The sequence below is a fragment of the Sphingomonas sp. SRS2 genome, assembly GCF_000971055.1.
In the GTDB taxonomy this organism is placed as follows: domain Bacteria; phylum Pseudomonadota; class Alphaproteobacteria; order Sphingomonadales; family Sphingomonadaceae; genus Rhizorhabdus.
Genome location: NZ_LARW01000058.1, coordinates 1 through 17,450 on the forward strand (window position 1 = coordinate 1; position 17,450 = coordinate 17,450).

Annotated in this window: 12 protein-coding genes; 4 read left to right on the forward strand and 8 right to left on the reverse strand. The window is 64.7% G+C overall.

Annotated elements, in window-relative coordinates:
* Positions 1 to 128: 128 nt before the first annotated feature.
* Positions 129 to 770, reverse strand: coding sequence for a hypothetical protein (locus tag WP12_RS04760; RefSeq protein WP_152663893.1), 642 nt, complete (start codon positions 768 to 770; stop codon positions 129 to 131).
* 151 nt (positions 771 to 921) lie between these two features.
* Between WP12_RS04760 and WP12_RS04765 the strand changes: the two genes are divergently transcribed.
* Positions 922 to 3,558, forward strand: coding sequence for a M1 family metallopeptidase (locus WP12_RS04765; protein ID WP_046192623.1), 2,637 nt, complete (start codon positions 922 to 924; stop codon positions 3,556 to 3,558).
* A 45-nt stretch (positions 3,559 to 3,603) separates the two neighbouring features.
* Here WP12_RS04765 and purU read toward each other — a convergent pair whose 3' ends face one another.
* From purU to WP12_RS04800, 7 genes are all read right to left on the reverse strand, one after another.
* On the reverse strand, positions 3,604 to 4,458 hold the full coding sequence (gene purU / locus WP12_RS04770) for a formyltetrahydrofolate deformylase (protein ID WP_046192624.1): 855 nt from the start codon (positions 4,456 to 4,458) through the stop codon (positions 3,604 to 3,606).
* Between the two features lie 58 nt (positions 4,459 to 4,516).
* Positions 4,517 to 4,981 carry a DUF11 domain-containing protein gene (locus tag WP12_RS04775; RefSeq protein ID WP_046192625.1) on the reverse strand — a complete coding sequence of 155 codons (465 nt, stop codon included), beginning with the start codon at positions 4,979 to 4,981 and terminating at the stop codon, positions 4,517 to 4,519.
* Positions 4,978 to 9,984: a DUF11 domain-containing protein gene (locus WP12_RS04780; protein WP_152663894.1), complete on the reverse strand. Its 5,007-nt coding sequence runs from the start codon at positions 9,982 to 9,984 to the stop codon at positions 4,978 to 4,980. The genes WP12_RS04775 and WP12_RS04780 overlap by 4 nt, the downstream gene beginning before the upstream one ends.
* A 60-nt stretch (positions 9,985 to 10,044) precedes the next feature.
* The gene (locus tag WP12_RS04785; RefSeq protein WP_084690964.1) at positions 10,045 to 11,148 is read right to left on the reverse strand and encodes a DUF11 domain-containing protein; all 1,104 of its coding nucleotides are present in this window, start codon (positions 11,146 to 11,148) and stop codon (positions 10,045 to 10,047) included.
* 25 nt (positions 11,149 to 11,173) lie between these two features.
* Positions 11,174 to 11,641 (reverse strand): hypothetical protein, encoded by a 468-nt coding sequence (locus WP12_RS04790; protein WP_046192626.1) that lies wholly within the window; start codon positions 11,639 to 11,641, stop codon positions 11,174 to 11,176.
* Positions 11,642 to 11,655: 14 nt separating this feature from the next.
* Positions 11,656 to 12,561 (reverse strand): hypothetical protein, encoded by a 906-nt coding sequence (locus WP12_RS04795; RefSeq protein WP_152663895.1) that lies wholly within the window; start codon positions 12,559 to 12,561, stop codon positions 11,656 to 11,658.
* A 555-nt stretch (positions 12,562 to 13,116) separates the two neighbouring features.
* On the reverse strand, positions 13,117 to 13,782 hold the full coding sequence (locus WP12_RS04800) for a response regulator (RefSeq protein ID WP_235398967.1): 666 nt from the start codon (positions 13,780 to 13,782) through the stop codon (positions 13,117 to 13,119).
* 130 nt (positions 13,783 to 13,912) lie between these two features.
* On the opposite strand from WP12_RS04800, the gene WP12_RS04805 reads away from it, so the two are divergent.
* Genes WP12_RS04805 through WP12_RS04815 form a run of 3 tightly spaced genes read left to right on the forward strand, consistent with a single transcriptional unit; the run spans position 13,913 to position 17,435 of the window.
* Positions 13,913 to 14,566, forward strand: coding sequence for a response regulator transcription factor (locus WP12_RS04805; RefSeq protein WP_046192628.1), 654 nt, complete (start codon positions 13,913 to 13,915; stop codon positions 14,564 to 14,566).
* On the forward strand, positions 14,563 to 17,049 hold the full coding sequence (locus WP12_RS04810) for a CHASE3 domain-containing protein (protein WP_046192629.1): 2,487 nt from the start codon (positions 14,563 to 14,565) through the stop codon (positions 17,047 to 17,049). The genes WP12_RS04805 and WP12_RS04810 overlap by 4 nt, the downstream gene beginning before the upstream one ends.
* Entirely contained in the window at positions 17,046 to 17,435 is a 390-nt protein-coding gene (locus WP12_RS04815; RefSeq protein ID WP_046192630.1) for a response regulator, read from the forward strand. The genes WP12_RS04810 and WP12_RS04815 overlap by 4 nt, the downstream gene beginning before the upstream one ends.
* Positions 17,436 to 17,450 lie beyond the last annotated feature (15 nt).

Here is a 17,450-nt window from a genome sequence, read left to right on the forward strand (position 1 = left end):
CCGAAGCCGCTCGAACTGCTGTTCACTCAACCAAAACTCGCTCAAATCCACGCTCCTGCTGTCGCAGAGCCTGAATCACATCCGAGCCGCCGTGGGAATCCCATTTATGGGTCCGGACCCTAGGCAAACTAGTCACCGGAATCCTTGCTGGGCCAACTGACAGCGGCGGCGGTGATGAACCATAAAATCCAAGCAACCCAATAAACCGGCAAATACCAATATGCCGCCAAGGGCGGCAGGTGCGACAACTGGTACACAGACCAGCTTGCACCAAGAACTGCAGCGATCTGAACAACCGGAAATGCTTCGTCTCCGCTGCTCGTCGCCGCCAGCGACCATTTGCCCGATCGCTCGTCAGCGGGCGGAGCGTAGATCGTGAACGCGAAACGCGCGAATAAATAGGCAAATGTCAGCACGAAGGCTGGTATGAACAGGAATTCCAGTATCGGCAGATGATCATTGAAGAAATCAGGATTTTTCAAAATGATATATTCAAGTTCTACTTTCGACGTCCTGTAGAAAATGAAGGGATAAGATAGCCAGAGCATAACCCCAAGCCATGCCGATATCCAACGCATGTTCTCGCTTGCCATATCCCCCTCACCACCGCTTTCTTTTCTTGGCCCAATAAGAATCTCGCATCTCGTTTGCAGCCCCTTGAGCGAAATTCTCGTATACATTGCCCTTATAGAACCCCAGGCCTTGTAGGAATCCGCCCACCGATAACTATCTAGAAGCGGGGTCGCGCCACGCTTGCGGTCATCAGCCATCTGCATACTCCATGCATCATAGCCACATTGCTGCCGAACAGGGTTACATAGCCGAATCCTATAATTCAAGAACAAATAGAGAACAACTAGCCGGCTTGCGAGGTGTGTTACTCAACTATATGACCAGTGCATCTCCCCAAGAGGATGCCACATGAAAAATCTGCTCGCCGCCGTCGCCCTGGCCGCGCTCTCGACCGCCCTCCCTGCCGCCGCGCCCACCGCCGAACCGGTGCCGCTTGGCATCCTGTCCGACGCCGCGACGCCCAGCGCCTATCGGCTCGACCTGACGATCCTGCCCGATCAGGAGCGCTTTTCCGGGCACACGGAGATCGACGTCACGCTGAAGGGCGCCACTAGTTCGCTCTATCTCCATGGCCGCGACCTGAAGGTGTCGGGGGCGATCGCGAAAGTCGGCGGAAAGACGATCAAGGCGGTCTATAGCGAGGTCGATTCAACCGGCGTCGCGCGTCTCGATTTCGCGGCGCCGCTGCCGTCGGGCAAGGCGACGCTGATATTCGACTATGACGCGCCGTTCGGCGAAAGCCCGGCGGGGATCTACCGGATCAAGGTCGGTGAGCAGTGGTATGTCTGGACCCAGTTCCAGTCGATCGACGCGCGCGCCGCTTTCCCGAGCTTCGATCAGCCCGGCTACAAGACCCCGTTCACCGTATCGCTGACCACGCGGCCCGGCCATGTCGCGGTAAGCAACGCCCCCGATGTGAAGACGACCAAGGTGGGCGATCTCATCCGCCATGACTTCATGCCGACCAGGCCGCTGCCGACCTATCTGGTGGCGTTCGTCGTCGGCCCCTATGCGACCGCGAGCGGCACCGCCAAGGCGACCACAGTCCGCAGTGAGCCGCTGCCGGTCCGCATCATCGGGACTCAGCCCTATAAGGACAAGCTCGACTTCGCGCTGGAAAACACCGGACCGATCGTCGAGCTGCTCGAAAAATATTTCGCGACGCCCTTCCCCTTCCCCAAGCTCGACCAGATCGGTTCGCCGGTGATGCCGGGCGCGATGGAGAATGCGGGCGCGGACATTTATGGCGACACGATCCTGCTGCTCGACAAGGGCGCATCGACCGACCAGAAAAAGACCTTCGGCATGGTCGTGGCGCATGAGCTGGCGCACCAGTGGTTCGGCGATCTCGTCACCCCGGTCTGGTGGGACGATCTCTGGCTCAACGAGAGCTTCGCCAACTGGATGGGCTATCGCATCGGCGATGAATGGCGGCCCGACCTGAAGATCTGGGCCGGCGCGCTCGACGAGGGCTTCGCGGCGATGAACATCGACGCGCTGAAGGCCGGGCGGCCGATCCACCAGCCGATCAGGACCAATGGCGAGATCGACAGCGCTTTCGACCAGGTCACCTATGGCAAAGGCGGCCATGTCGTGTCGATGATCGCCGCCTATATGGGCGACGAGAAGTTCCGCGACGGCGTCCGCCTCCACCTCAAGCGTTATGCCTATGGCAGCGCCAATACCGAGCAGTTCTTCGGCTCGCTCGCCGAGGCGGCGCACGACACGCGCCTGCTCGCCTCGCTCAAGAGCTTCGTCGACCAGCAGGGCGTGCCCGTGGTGCGGATCGAGCGCGCGAAAGACGGCCTAACCGTCAGCCAAAAACGCTATGCGCTGCTCGGCACCGAGCTGCCGCAGCAGAGCTGGATCATTCCGCTGTGCGTCCGCGTCGGCGAGACGCGCGAATGCAGCCTGCTCGATCAGGCGACGGGCAGCGTCAAGCTGACCGGCAAGGGCGCGATCATGGCGAATGCCGGGGGCACCGGCTATTACCGCTTCTCGCTGCCCGAGGCCGAATGGCGGACGCTGATCGCCGATGCCGCAAAGCTGGAATCGGGCGAGGCGCTGGCGCTGACCGACAGCCTGTGGGCGGGGTTCCGCGCGGGCGAGGTCGCGCCGGCGCTGCTGATCGATGCGGCCAAGGCAATGGCGTCGAACGATTATTCGGGCGCTGCCGTCGACGGCGGGTTGCGGCTTTCCGGCCTGCGACAGCGCGGCATGATCGCGGGCGATGCACTGCCGGGCTATCGCGCCTTCATCGCCAGCACCTATGGGCCGAAGCTCGCCGCGATCGGCTTCGATCCGCGCGCGGGCGTCTATGAAGCCGACAATGGCGACCGGCAGAAGCTGCGCGCCGACCTCGTCTCGCTTGTCGCGGGTGAGGCCGAGGACAAGGCGTTGCGCACCCGCCTCGCCGCCGCCGCGACCGCCTGGCTGGGCGGCGACAAGACCGCGCTCGACCAGGCCTTCTTCACCGATGGGCTGAGCGCCTATCTGGCGGTGGGCGGGACGCCGGCGGTCGAAAGCCTGTTCGACAAGGCGATGAGCAGCGACGACACGCTGTTCCGCGACAGCGCACTGAGCGCGCTGTCCGGCACCGGCAAGGCCGAGACCGGCCGCTGGCTGCTCGATCATATCGACGACAAGCGGATGCGGGTCAGCGACAAGATCAACCTCGTCCAGGTGATGGCGCTGGAGCCCGAGACCCGCGACATGACCTATGACTGGTCGATCCGAAATTACGACGTGCTGGTCAAGGGCAGCGGCATCTTCGCCGCCAACCGCCTGCCGACCGTGCCGGGGCGATATTGTTCGGTCGAAAAGGCGAAGGCGGTCGAGGCGGCTTATCGCCCCAAGGTCGTGCAATATAAGCGCGGCGCGCTCGCGCTCGACCGGACGGTGGAGCAGATCAATTCATGCGGGGCGCTTGAAGCGAAGCGCGGCGCGGAGATAGTGGCGGCGTTCAGGACGAGTCCGGCCAAATAGGCGTCACCCCAACGGAGGCTGGCATGACGGCTCACCCGGGATGCCTCAGCTGAACACCACCGTGTTCGCGCCGTTCATCAGCACGCGGTCTTCGAGGAAGGCGCGCACCGCGCTCGCGAGGACGCGGCGTTCGATGTCGCGGCCCTTGCGGACGAGGTCGTCGGGGGTGTCGCGGTGGCTGACGCGTTCGGTATCCTGATCGATGATCGGCCCCTCATCGAGGTCGGGCGTCACGAAATGCGCGGTCGCACCGATCAGCTTCACCCCGCGCGCATGCGCCTGATGATAGGGCTTCGCGCCCTTGAAGCCCGGCAGGAAGCTATGGTGGATGTTGATGCAGCGGCCCGACAGGAAACCGGCCAGGTCATCCGACAATATCTGCATATAGCGGGCGAGCACGACGAGATCGGCGTCGCTGTCGCTCACGATCGCCTTGATCCGTGCCTCCTGCTCGGACTTGTTGTCCCTGTTCACCGGCAGATGGTGGAAGGGGATATCGCCGAAATCGAGATGGGCATAGGTCTCACGCGGGTGGTTGGCGACGATCCCCACGGGTTCCATCGCCAGCTCGCCGATTTTCCAGCGATAGAGGAGATCGGCGAGGCAATGGTCGAACTTGCTGGCGAGCAGCAGGACACGCTTGCGTGCCGACGAGGCGCGGAAACGGTGGTCGAGCCCGTGATCGGCGGCGACCGGGGCGAAGCCCGCCTCAAGCTGCGCGATCGATGCGCCGCCGACCAGCGCGAACTCGACACGCATGAAGAAATGGCCGGTCAGCAGATCGTCGAACTGCTGCGCCTCGATGATATTGGCGCCATGCCGCGCGAGCGAGGTCGACACGGCGGCGACGATGCCGGGATGATCGACACAGGACAGCGTCAGGATATAGGTCTCGACCACGGCGGCTCCTTTACGCGGAGCCGCTTGGCGGCGCAGGCCGGGTCGGTCAACCCCCGGCCTATTTGACGATGACGCGGAAGACGATGCTGAAGCTCTGGGTCGCCAGCTGGCTGCCCCCGGTAGTCACGCGGATATTGGTGACGCTAGCGTCGCCGCCATCGGCATCGGCGGACGGCGTGTAATTCCAGCTCGTACCATTGTCCCTCGAATATTCCAACCCGCCGGCGGCAGTGTAGGTCACGTTGGTCAGCAAGGTCGACACCGACACCGACCCCACATAGAATTTCGTTTTCGCGGGGATCGCGTCGCTGATCGTGACGTTGCGCGCCGTGGACTGGAACAGCGCGTTCGACACAGTGATCGTATATTCGACCAGACCGCCCGGGATCGCCTTTGGCAGCAGGAATTTATTATAGGGATCCCACACCGCGACCGACGATTTGCTGACGGTCAGGGCCGCGCCGGCCGGGGCAGAGGCGAGGCCCGCCAGCGAGAGCATGAGGATCAGGAACAAGCGTTTCATCGGAACATCCCCCCGATCTTGCCGCCGAGCGCAGCCATGCTTTGCTGGTCGAACTTCAGACGCATCGTCACATAAGGCCCCTGCCGCAGATAGCGGTTGTCCTCGAAATCGCGGTCGCGGAAGCCCTTAAGATTATAGCCGAGGCTGATCCAGACGTTGTCCACCGGGGTCACGCCGACCGATGGGCCGATGCTGAAGGCGACCGCCTTTTCGGTCCAGGCATGCTGGACGCTACCGCTGACGCCGATGTCGATGCGGCGGCCGATATCGCGGCGCAGATCGAAGCCGGTGACGTCGATCAGCCCGTCGAACCGGTCGTCGTCGAAGCGGCCGCGGACATATTTGACGCCATAATAGAGCGACGCCTCCCAGCGATGATCCTCACCCTCGCGCCCGTCGCGCCAGTTGACCACGAGATTGTTGATGATCCGGGTCGACAGCGCATCGGCGCCATTGGCGGTGCCGACACCGAGCAGATTGCCCGTGCCGACCCCGGCGTCGCCGCGCTCGTAGCGCAGCTCGGTGCGGTTGAGGATCGACCAGCGGCTGTCGAGCGGACGCCAGGCAATCGCGATATCGCCCGACATCGCCGCCGCGATCGCGCCATCCTTTTCCCGGATGTGGTACAGACGAACCGACGACGCGATCGTCCGGCCCTCGCCCAGTCGGCGCATGACGTTGCTGGTGACGCCCCAGCGGGTCGAACTGTCCCCGGTACGATGCTCGGCGCGGCCGTTCCATGACCAGCTGCCCGATTGCCACGACGCCCCCAGGCTGATCGAACGGTAATCCTCGTTGATATTGCCGTCCTGGCCGAGCGTGCCGCCCAGCGCCACCGGATGCAGCGGATTGACCACCGCGCCCGCGGGAATGCGCCCGCTCACCGTCTTGCTCATGTCGAGCGCGGCATCGACCGTCCACTTTTCGCCGATCGGCAGCGACTGCGACATGCCGAACTGCGCGAAGCTGCGCGGGCCGCTTTCGCCAACCGCCTCATGGTTAACGGTGCTGGTGAGCTTCGCGCCCTTCCATGGCTCGACATCGAAGCCCAGCCGCAGGCCGCGCGCCGAATAGCGCTCACCCTTTGCTGTCTCGTAGCCGGCGATCAGGCGAACCGATTCGGTGAATTTGTAGCTGGCGTCGATCGTGCGGCGGATCGGGAAATCGACGCTGTCCTTCTGGCCGCCCAGCGCAAGCTGGTTCTCCGCCGCGACGAGCAGCTTGCCGTCGAACAGGTCCTTCGATCCGCCCATGGTGAGCAGCTGTGATTTCCTGGCGAGGTTGCCGACGCCTATATCACTCGCCAGCTTGACTCCGGCGTGGAAGCTCGCGCCGTTGCCGCGCCATTCGGCGCGCGCGTCGAGCGCGTCGCGTTTCGCCGGACCGGTCAGCGACTGCTGGTGCCAGGCGGCAGCGTTCAGGGCGATCCTGCTCGTCAGCTTGACCCGGCCGTCGGCGCCGAACTTGCGGGTGCCCGCCTCGACGACATTCTGCTGGCTCACGCCGTAATATTGATCCTGCTGGCGGACATAGGCGAGCAGATCGATCCGGGCATCATGATGCTCGACCTCGGCGAGATAAGCGCGGTCGGATGTATCGCCACCCTGCCCGCCCGCAGCCGCTTCGACGCGCAGCTCGGTGTTCTGCGCGATCTTCGCCTTCAGGTCGACGCCGCCGACCGTCGCCGCGCCGCTCGTCTCGTCGCGCAGCATCGTTGCGCCGATCTCGACCTTGTCGTCGAGCAGCGACACCGCGGCGCGGCCGCCCGCGACCAGCCGCTTCACGCCGGCGCCGTACAGTTCGTAATCGACGACGATGAAAACCGGATTGCCATCCGCATCGCGCGACAGCACCGGCGACTTGAATATCAGCGTGCCCCGGTCGGTGTCGATGTCATAGTCGATATGCCGGGTCAGGTTGCGCGTCTCGACGATCAGTTCCGAGCGCAGGCGATCACGGATTTCGATCCGCACCTGCTCGCTGTTCGGGACGATCGCGCGGCCGCGCAGGCGATAGGGACCGGTCAGGCCGCTGCCCTGGATCTCGTCACGCGCGGCGCTTTCCGCGCTGTTCGCGGCGAAGCCGGTGAAGGAGACCATCCGGCCGCGAAACTCTCCCTTGAGGCCGTTCAGCGTGCGGCTGAAGCGGGTCAGCTGCGCCTGGGTCAGGTTGGTCTGATAATCGCCGTACAGCGCATAGAATTGCTTGCGCTCGAGCCGCAGGTAAAGCTTGCCGCGCGTCGCGGCGTCATAGCCCTGGTTCGTGCCGTCGCCATAGACGGTGTAGTAGCGGTCCGGATCGATCGCCGACAGCAGGCCGTGATCGCGATCAAGCTTCCGGTTGCTGTCATAGGCCATGGTCAGCAGCCAGCTGCCCTTGATCCGGCCCTTGGCGTAGAAGGCGAGTTGGCCATCGGTGAAGCTGTCGCTCTTGCCGGGCATTCCCGCCTTGCGCGCTTTGCCCGACAGGATGGTGTGGCCGACCGTGCCCGCTCCGAAGCCGACCACGACCCATTCGCGCGCCGCCGCCTGCAGCCAGGGGCGAAGCTCCACGGTGCGGGTCTGGCCATCCTGGGTGAACTTGATGACGATATGCGCCGCGCCGGCCTGCGCCGTCGGCTCGAGCGCGATCAGCGCGACGCCGTCGTCGCCCGCGACGCGCGCGGTGGGCAGAGCGCGGCCGAGGCCTTCGAGCGGCTTTTCGTCCTGCGCCTCGGCCTCGATCGCCGCGGTGTAAGGCTGATCGATCTCGAAGCTGACGGGGGTGCCCTTGCGCACCGGCTTGCCGTCGCGATCGGTAAGCCGCACCGCAATAGCTGGGCGGTTGATGCCGTCGGCGACAAGGTTCGACCGCGCCGGGAGATATTCGGCATGCGCCGCGACATTGGCATAATGGACGGTGCGGGTGAGCGTGGTCACCAGCTTTCCGGACGCGTCCATGATGCGCGCTTCGAGCAGATTGTCGCCTTCGCGCAGCGGCAGGCCGGTCCATTTGGCGATGGCGACCTTCGCATTGCCGTCGCCCTGATCGCGGGCGAGTTCGTCGACCGGCGCGCCGTTGAGGCGCAGGTCGGTCGCCTGTCCGGGCAGATGCCTGATGACGACGCGGAGCACCGGCGCGCGCGGATTATGGTCGATCATCGGAAAGAGCCAGTCGACTCCGCTTTCCTCGCCTGCCCAATCGAGCCAGTCGACGCCATTGCCCGCTGCCGCCGCGTCGTCGGCGATGGCGACCGAAGCCTTGCTTTCGGCGGCGTCCGCAACGGCCGGATCGCGCAGCAGGTTGAAGTCCACCCGCTGGAGCGTGCCGCCCTGCCCCTCGACGAAGCGCGAGAAGGCGCGCCCCGCCGAGCGCGTGTCGGGATCGCAATCGACCGGCGACAGGCCCGGCTTCAGGCTCTGCGTGTCGAGCTGGACGACATGGCGACCCCTCCGGATGCCCTCGATATGATAGAGGCCATCGCGGTCTGTAACCACATAGGTTCCATCCTCGATCAGGATGCGGACATTGGCGACGCCCCTGCGCGCACCGCCGGTGACGCCGCAGGCGCCCTCGGTGACGCGGCCGACGACGGTCAGCGCATCGCTGTTGAGGAGCGGTCTGATCCGCACCGCGGCGATGCCGGCGGCGCTCCGCCGGCCGCTGGCATCGACCGCGACCGCGCGATTGAGCGCCTCGCCGACCGGCGCACCGGGCGAGATGGTGACGCTGTAGCGGATTTCGAGCGAACTTCCGGGGGCCATGACGCCGGGCCGGAAGATCAGCGAACGGCCATCGGCACTGACATCGGGCTCGGCCACGCCGCGCGTCGACCCCCGGCGATAGCGCATCCCCGGCGGCAATATATCTGTGATGGTGACTCCCGGAATAACGATCGACCCGTCGCGATTGGCGAGGCGCAGTCGATACTGGACAGTATCGCCCGGCGCCGCCGTGCGCGCCGACGCTATCTTGTCGAGCGACAATTCGCCGCCGCTGGGGTCGATCGGGATATCGACCTGGAGCGGATCGACCTGATCGAGCAGGAAATTGCGGCCATAGGAGGCGTCCATGACGAGATAGGCGCCGTTCGGACCTTCCAGCGTCGCCAGACCGGCGGGCGCCACCGTCGACGGCGCGCTATAGCCGGTCGGCGCATCGACCTGCAGCCGATACCGTCCCGGCGCGATCAGCGGAAAGCGATAACGGCCGTTTTCCGCCGAATAAACAGCGCCGCCGGCATCGGTGACGGTCTGGCCCGAGACGACTGTCGACGGATAGGCGCTAATGCCGTCGTCACCGAAAACCTCGGCGGGCCGCCCCGTGTCGACATTGATCAGGGAAACAGTGACGCCATCGACGGGCTTGCCCGTCAGAGAGTCGAAAACGAACCCATATGGATCAATCAGCGCAATATCGCTGGCATTGTTGGTTCCCTCATGCGACCCGTCAAAGTCGACCGTGATTTTTTCACGTGCGATGGTCTGAAGCGCGCAGTCCTCGACAACGATCGGAGCCGAGCGATTATGAATCGCGCCGGCGAACATGCCGCTGTCCGGCGCGGTTTCCCTGAGGGTGAGATGCTCGACGTCGCCACGGTCGGACCGGATGACGATGTCCGACGTCTCGGCAAGCGCCGGGTCGTCATTTCCCGAAGGATTGGTCAGTTCGACCAGAACATGCACGTCATGCGCGTAGCTCTTGCTGTCGCGATAGGCGCTCGTCGGCGCGTCATCGGCGTGGCCGGCTTCGTCGGTGACAGTGAGGCTACCATTCCGGCAGGTCGCGGCCGGGAGATCGCTGGTAAAAGCGGCGGTCAAGCGGGTGAAGCGGACCGAAGCGGGCAGACCCACCGCGCGATTCAGCGATACGGTGTTCGACGTCACGACATGCGCGGCCGGGCCGTCGCGGAAGGACATCGTCGCCATATTGGAAATGGTCTCGGCACCCGCCGCCGCCGTCGAGACAGCGGCGGCGAGGCCGAGTAGTATCGCGCGCGGCCGGGGAAGGCGAAGCCTGGTCAAGGCTCCGCCCCTCCCCGACCGCACGGACGAGGTAAAGATGTTTATTCCGAACAACTTAGATCAGTTCAGCGTCACCCGGAAACGCGTCGTCCGCGTCGCCCCGGCGGCAAGGGTCGAGATTTTCGACGCGATCTTCGAACCATCGAACGAACCGGTGACGGTGTCGCTGTCGTCGGCGCCGGTGGCGTCGTCATCCTCGTTGTTGCCATCGCCGTTACACGCGCCGAGCAGCGTGGTGCCGTTCACGAACAGGCTACCCGCGACATAGGTCGAGTGATCGGGAATGGTGTCGGTCACTGCTATGTCGGTAGCCGCGCCCGACCCGGTGTTCTGGACCTGGATGCAATATTCCACGACCGCGCCGGGGATCGCCTTCGGCAACAGCGCGCCGTTGATCGGATCGCTGATCGTCGTCGCTATCTTGTTCACGTCGAGCGCGGTCGAGCCGATGTTATATTCGCCCAGCGCCGAAGACCTGCCGTCGCGCACGAGATCGACGGCGCCGGCGGCGTCGGCGAACACATTGTCGATTGCGTTGGCGGTGTCACCCAGCAGCGTGGCGATCAGATCGGAGCCCAACGAGCCGCCGCCGCCGCCCGCCGCGGCGATCGCGGTCAGGACGACGCCCGCGATCGCATCGCTTGGTCCGGTGCCGGGGATATCCGCGACGATGAACACGGTCTTGCTCTGGTCGGGCGCAAGTTCGTCGATATAGGTCGCGGTATCGCCGGCGTCGTAGACGTTGTTGCCGTTGACGTCGACGAACACGCGGAAGTTATCGACCGCATAATTGTCCGCATGGCCGAGCAGCGTCGCGACCAGCGCCAGCTGCTGCACGCCGACCAGCCTGAAATCCTGCGTCGCGTTGGTGTTGTTGGTGACGGTGAAGGCGATGACCTGGTCGGTCTCGCCGAAGCTGACCACCGTCGCCTGTCCACCGACCTGCGCGACCGTGACGTTGACCTTGCGATCGACCAGGAAGGCCGCGGCATTGGACGCAACCGGCGTCTGCGCCGCGCCGCCGATCGTATAGGCGACGCTGGCGGTGTTCGATACCGTGGTGCCGGCGGTCGTTCCCGCCGCGGCATGGGCAGCTCCCGAAAGAACCAGCGACAAGGCCGTTCCCGAGAAAGCTATCCCGTGGGAAAGCTTACGCAACTTCATAACTACTCCTGTATTCTAGCCCCAATCAGCGAAGCGCTGCGTGGAAAGAGACCTCGCCCGCGGCTCCGGCCGCGATCGGGTTGGTGATGTGCCAGCGGACATGGGTGACGTCGGAAAGCCGCGCGGGCCTCCGCACGCCGCCGGGACCGGTGACGACAAGTTCGGCGAGGCGCGCGAAATTGCGGCCATCGATGGAAAGTTGCGGCTCGGCGCCGACGCCGGCACCGCGATAGATCATCGTGGCGGGCACCGGGCTGTCGAGCACGACATCGGTGGCCGGCTGAGCGGCATCGTTGCGATACGCCAGGACATAGACCATCGGATCGCCGGGGACCGCCCGATCGGCGGGCACGAGCTTTTCCCCGGTGCCGCCGCTGGGCAGACGGACGGTCTGGGCCTTGAGCACCCTGGTTTCGAGCGAAATGCCGCCCGCGACGGCGGGGACGCTCAGCGTCACGGCGATCGCGGCCAGCAAGGCGAGCTTGCACTTCATGAACTTACTCCGTTTCAATTGATCCGAACCTGAAAACTGATGGCGTGCACCGTCGGGGCGGCGACGTCGCCGAGCCGAACGGCGATGCCCGTGCCGTTGAAAAGACCGTTGTCGCCGTCGGCCGCGTCGCTGATCTTCACGCCGTCGAGGGTCAGGCTGTCGGCGACATAGCTGGTGCCCGCGGGAATGCTGTCGGCGATCGCGACATCGCTCGCCATGCCGATACCGGCGAAGCTGCCCTCGATCCGATAGGTGATGACCGCGCCGGAACGCGGCTCGGTGCTGTCGTCCGGTGCGCGGACGCTCTGCGACTTGACGAGGCTCGCGATCAGCGGCCTCGGCGCCGGAACCGGCTGCGTGACGACGCCGCCGCTATCGCCGATCACCGCATCGCTACCGCCCTGCCCGCCGCCGGGAATGGCGGTCCCCCGCCTCCCGGTTCCGGTCTCGGACGTCACGGGCAGAACCAGTTCACCGATGCCATTGCCGCCGGTGCCGATCACGAACACGATTATCGACTGGCCGGGCGCGAGCGGCGGGGTCTTGCCACCGGGAGGAATCGGCTGGTCGACGCCGGGATCGTAGCAGCCATTGCCATTGCTATCGGCGATCACGCCGGCGGGCACGAAGTTGCTGCCGCCCGTGACACTGGGCGAGCCGGGGATGAAGGCTTCGGAACCATTGCCGAGATTGGTGATGCGAAAGCCGATCGCGACAACGCCGCCTGTCCCCGCACCGCCCGCGCATGGCGGCGCAGCCGTAACCGAAAAGTCGATGATCTCGCCCACCCGGATGTCCACCCGGTTCGACGCGCGAGACACAGCGCCTGTACCCACGCGGTAATCGATGCGGGCGACGTTGCTGATCGTGGTTCCGGCCGGCGTCATTGCCGCCGTCGCGGCACTGGCCGCGAACAGCATGCCGATCGCCGCGCCCGCCGCAACAAAATGCGTACGGCCGCGACGGCGATATCCCAAGCAACAAACAGGCACATCGAACAACAAGAAACACAACTCCCACCGGACAGATGTGAATTGCCAAATCTTGATTATCGATCCGTTACTAATTGCGCTCTTATTGACCAGACATTGAGGTGATAGTGACTATTTTATTAGACAAAAGTCACAAGCATTGTGCCTTAGTAGTAGTACTTTAGTATAACATGCAGATATTTCGTTGATCTTGGGCGGCATCCGCGACCAGATCGATGGTCTGGCAGCGCCCTAGGCCCTCACAGCCCCGATGCGTCCCGCAGCGAGCGATGTCACAGAGGTTTCGCTGATGATGAAGCCGCTCCGCGCCAGACACATCAGATTGCCAGCGGCGATCCGATAAAGGCGATCCGATAAAGAAGCGGCCGATGGTCGACTCCCCCGTTTGATACGGGGCGGCCAAGCAATGGAATATTTAATCGAATCTTTCGGAAAAGCCCGTGCACCGGGTATTTGCCACCAAAATATCATGCCAGAATCAGGTTAGTTCGTCGACAAATCGTTCCGGCTGCGTCCACCGAGGCGCTGAATGGTCTCCTGGGTTATCGCACGCGCGGTGGGCCACATGGTGCGGCCGCCGTCCTCCAGCGCGAGCCATGCCGCGCTCAGCGCCGGAAATCCAAGGGTGCCCGCCAGTCCACCCATGCGGTGGCCCAGCGCCCGCTCGTCACCGCCCGCGTCGATCGCTTCGACCGCCTCGGCGAGGCTCGCCAGCATCCGGCCGACCATTGCGTCGGCCGCCTCCTGACCAAGCAGGTCGGCGAGCTGCGACCGCCGGTCGTCCGCGCCGATCATCGGTTGATCGCCGCCGATCCAGCGGCGGACCAGCGCCACCAGATCGGCAGCGGCGAAAGGCTTGGCCAGCCAGCCGTCGAAGCCCCTGTCGATGAAATGCTGGACACCCGCCGCCGGGCGTAGCGTAGTGAAGGCGATGACGGGGGCTAGCCGCGCCCATTCGGCGGCGGCGCGAATATCGGCCGCGACCTGATAGCCGTCGCGGCCCGGCATTTCGATGTCGACAAGAACCAGGTCATAGGGCCGCGCACGGACCGCCGCGACGGCCTCCGGCCCGGTGCCCGCGAAGTCGACGCCACCGATCCAGGGCAATAGCGCAACGACGATGGCGTGGTACGCCGACTCGTCATCCACTAGGAGAATCCCGGAGTTTTCCATCGCATTTCCCGAGGCCAAGACTGCCGTGGTAGCAACAGTTTAACTGCTTTTCCATCGGTCGCTAGGGGGCGCTTGTGGATGGAGGTGCCGGGGCGTAGCCTCGGCCATGTTGATCGCCGGGGAAGATCGGGTGACGGCTGGGAGGATATTGATCGCGGACGACCATCCGCTGATCCAGGAAGGCATACAGCTCGCTATAAGAGCGCGCCATCCGGGCAACGTGGTCGATGTCGCTGGAACGATCGCCGAGGCGCAAGCGCTTATCGAGCGGCATGGACGCTATCGTCTGCTGCTGCTCGACTATGAGCTGCCCGACGCGAACGGCTTTGGCGGCTTCTTTCAGCTCCAGCATCTGCTCGGCCGTACGCCGATCGCGATCATCTCAGCGCACGACAGCGCCCATATGGTATCGACCGCACAGGCGGTAGGCGCCGCCGGCTTCCTGTCGAAGCGCCAGCCGCTCGACACGACGATCGCCGGAATCGAGATCATCCTGAATGGCGGCCGGGTGTTCCCGCCCTCCCCGGGCCCCGATGCGCAGGTCGACTTGCTCCGCAAGAAGTTGGAAAGCCTGTCGGGAGCGCAGCGCCGCGTGCTGCTCGCGCTCGCCAGCGGCGATCTCAACAAGCAGATCGCCGCCGATCTCGGCGTGTCCGAAGCGACGATCAAGGCGCATCTTTCCGCGATTTTCCGTAAATTGGGCGTCACCAACCGGACCCAGGCGATCCTGATGATGCGCCCTCTGCTCGAGCCTTCATGAACATAGTAAAATCCCGCCGCCCTCACATCAGGCCCAGTTGGCCACAAGTTGCCCTGCTTGCCCTGATCGGCCCGGCCCTGCTGGCCCTGATGGCGCTCTTCCTCGGCGGCGAGATCAGAAGCGCGCGAGATGCACGGACCGCGGTCGGCACGTCGGTCGAATACAACCTCGCGGTCGCCGAACTTCTGTCGCTGCTAAAGGACGCCGAGACCGGCCAGCGCGGCTATCTGATCAGCGGCGACCGCGCTTTCCTGGCGCCTTATCTGGAGGCGAGATCCCATCTCATGGGGCAGTTCACCGAGGTCGCCCGGCTGACTCCTCCGACCAGCGCCGATGCCGCCGACCTGCGGCGTCTGGATCGGTTGATCCGCGCCAAGTTCGTCGAGATGCAGGCCCTGATCGATTTGCACGATCGCGCCGGGCCCGGTGCCGCCTCCGCTCGCCTGGGCGAGGGCCTCGGCAAGAAGCTGATGGACGACATCCGCGACACTGTCGCTAAAATCGAGCAACGCAGCCGCGCCAATCTGGAGAACATCCAGAAAACGCAGACCGAACGCGGCGACAGAACCGGCTCGATCATCTGGAGCTATGTCGCGATCACCGCGCTCGCAGCCGCGATATTGAGCTTTCTGATCGGCCGGGGCATGCGGCTCCGCAACCAGCTGTCGCTCGAACGCGAGGAATCGGCGACGCGGCAGCGCGCGATCTTCGAGGGTACGACCGACGCGATCATCCTGATCAATCCGAGCGGCAGCATCGAGACGATCAATCCGGCGGCGGAGCAGATGTTCGGCTTCCGCCCCGACGACCTGCTGCGCCGCGACATCTCGACCCTGATCGATATCGCGCCCGGCGAGGGTCCTTTTCTCGAACGGATAGGCATCGACAAGGGCAGCCTGCGCAAGACCGAGTTGCTCGACATCGCCGGCCGCGACAGTCAGGGCGAAACCGTGTCGGTCGACATCACGCTGGGGACGATGCGGCTTCCCGATGGCCTCCACATCATCGCCGCGCTGCGCGATGCGGGGAGCCGCAAAGAGGTCGACCGGCTCAAGGACGACTTCATCTCCACCGTCAGCCACGAACTGCGCACGCCGCTGACCTCAGTGGTCGGCTCGCTGGGGCTGCTGCGCAGTGGCGCGGCGGGCCCGCTGCCCGCCCAGGCGCAGCGGCTGGCCGAGATCGCCGAGACCAACAGCCAACGGCTGATAAGGCTGATCAACGACATCCTCGACATCGACCAGATACGGAAAGGCCGGATGGCTTTCGACTATGCGGTGGTCGACCTGCGCGACGTGATGACCCGCACGATCCAGACGATGCAGGGCCTGGCCGACCGGCGCGACATCAGGATCGGCCTGACCGCGCCCGATGGCCCGGTGATGGCGTGCGCCGATACCGAGCGGCTGGTCCAGGTGGCGGGCAATCTCCTGTCCAACGCGATCAAATTTTCGCCCGAGGGATCGACAGTGGCGTTCGAGCTGATCGAAGGACGCGACGATCATATCATCCAGATCACCGATCGCGGCCCCGGCATCGATCCCGAATTCGCCAGGCACATCTTCAACCGCTTCGCGCAGGGCGCGCGGCCCGACAAGCAGCTGATCGCCGGCACCGGCCTCGGCCTCGCCATCTCGCGCGAGATCGTGCGCAATCATGGCGGCGAGATATCGTTCGAGAACCGCGCCGAAGGCGGCGCGCGCTTTGCCTTCAGTGTTCCGCGGGACAGCGCGCATGTCGCCGAGGGCGACCGCTCGACCCGGCTGCTGATCTGCGAGGATGACAGTGACGCCGGCTTCACCATCCAGTCGATCCTCACCGCGCATGGCTATGCCAGCGACCTCGTCACCACGGTGCGCGACGGCATCGCCCACGCCCGGTCGCAGCCTTATAGCGGTGTGCTGCTCGACCTGACGCTGGCCGATTCCGACGGCACCGACCTGCTGCGAGCATTGAAGGCCGACAAGGGCACCCAGCGGCTGCCGGTGATCATCATTTCGGGCACCCCGCCGCATAACGACATCGACGGTGATGCCTATGCAGGCTGGTTGCAAAAGCCGTTCGATCCGCCCCGGCTGATCCAGCTGATCCAGCGCGCGATCCGCCGGGCGGGCGCGCGCAAGGCGGTGATCCTGCATGTCGATGACGATGACGATACGCGTGAACTGTTCTCCGCCGCGCTCGCCGGGCGCGGGCTGCTGCTCAATGCCGGCAGCCTGGCTGCGGCGCGCACGATCCTCGCCGCGCGCCGCCCCGATATCATCGTGCTCGACCTCGGCCTCCCCGACGGATCGGGCCAGGATCTGCTGGTCGAGCTGAAGAAACAGGAGAATCCATTGCCGGTGATCCTGTATTCGGCGCAAGAGGTCGATAAGGTCGCAGGCGCTCTCGCCGACGCCGTGATCATCAAATCACGGCGCGCACTGCCGAAGCTCGCCTCCACCGTCCTCGATATCGTCGATCGCCATGGAGGCCCGCAATGAGCGACAGTCTGTCCATCCTCTACGTCGACGATGAAGCCGACATCCGGATGATCGTCGAGATGGCGCTGCAATTGCGGCCCGGCATCGAGGTCCGCACCGCAATCTCCGGCGACGCCGCCTATGACATGCTGCAAAGTGCAAGCTGGCGGCCCGAACTGATGATGGTCGACGTGATGATGCCGGGGCTGACCGGCCCCGAATTGATGGACAAGCTGCGCGCCGATCCCGACACCGCGGCCATCCCGATCATCTTCGTCACCGCGCGGGCCCGCCCGCAGGATATCCAGGCCTATGTCGCGCAGGGCGCGCTGGGCGTGATCACCAAGCCGTTCGATCCGATCAACCTGGCCGACCAGGTGCTCGGGCTGGTCCGAAGCATCAAATAAGCGCGCGCAAAATGG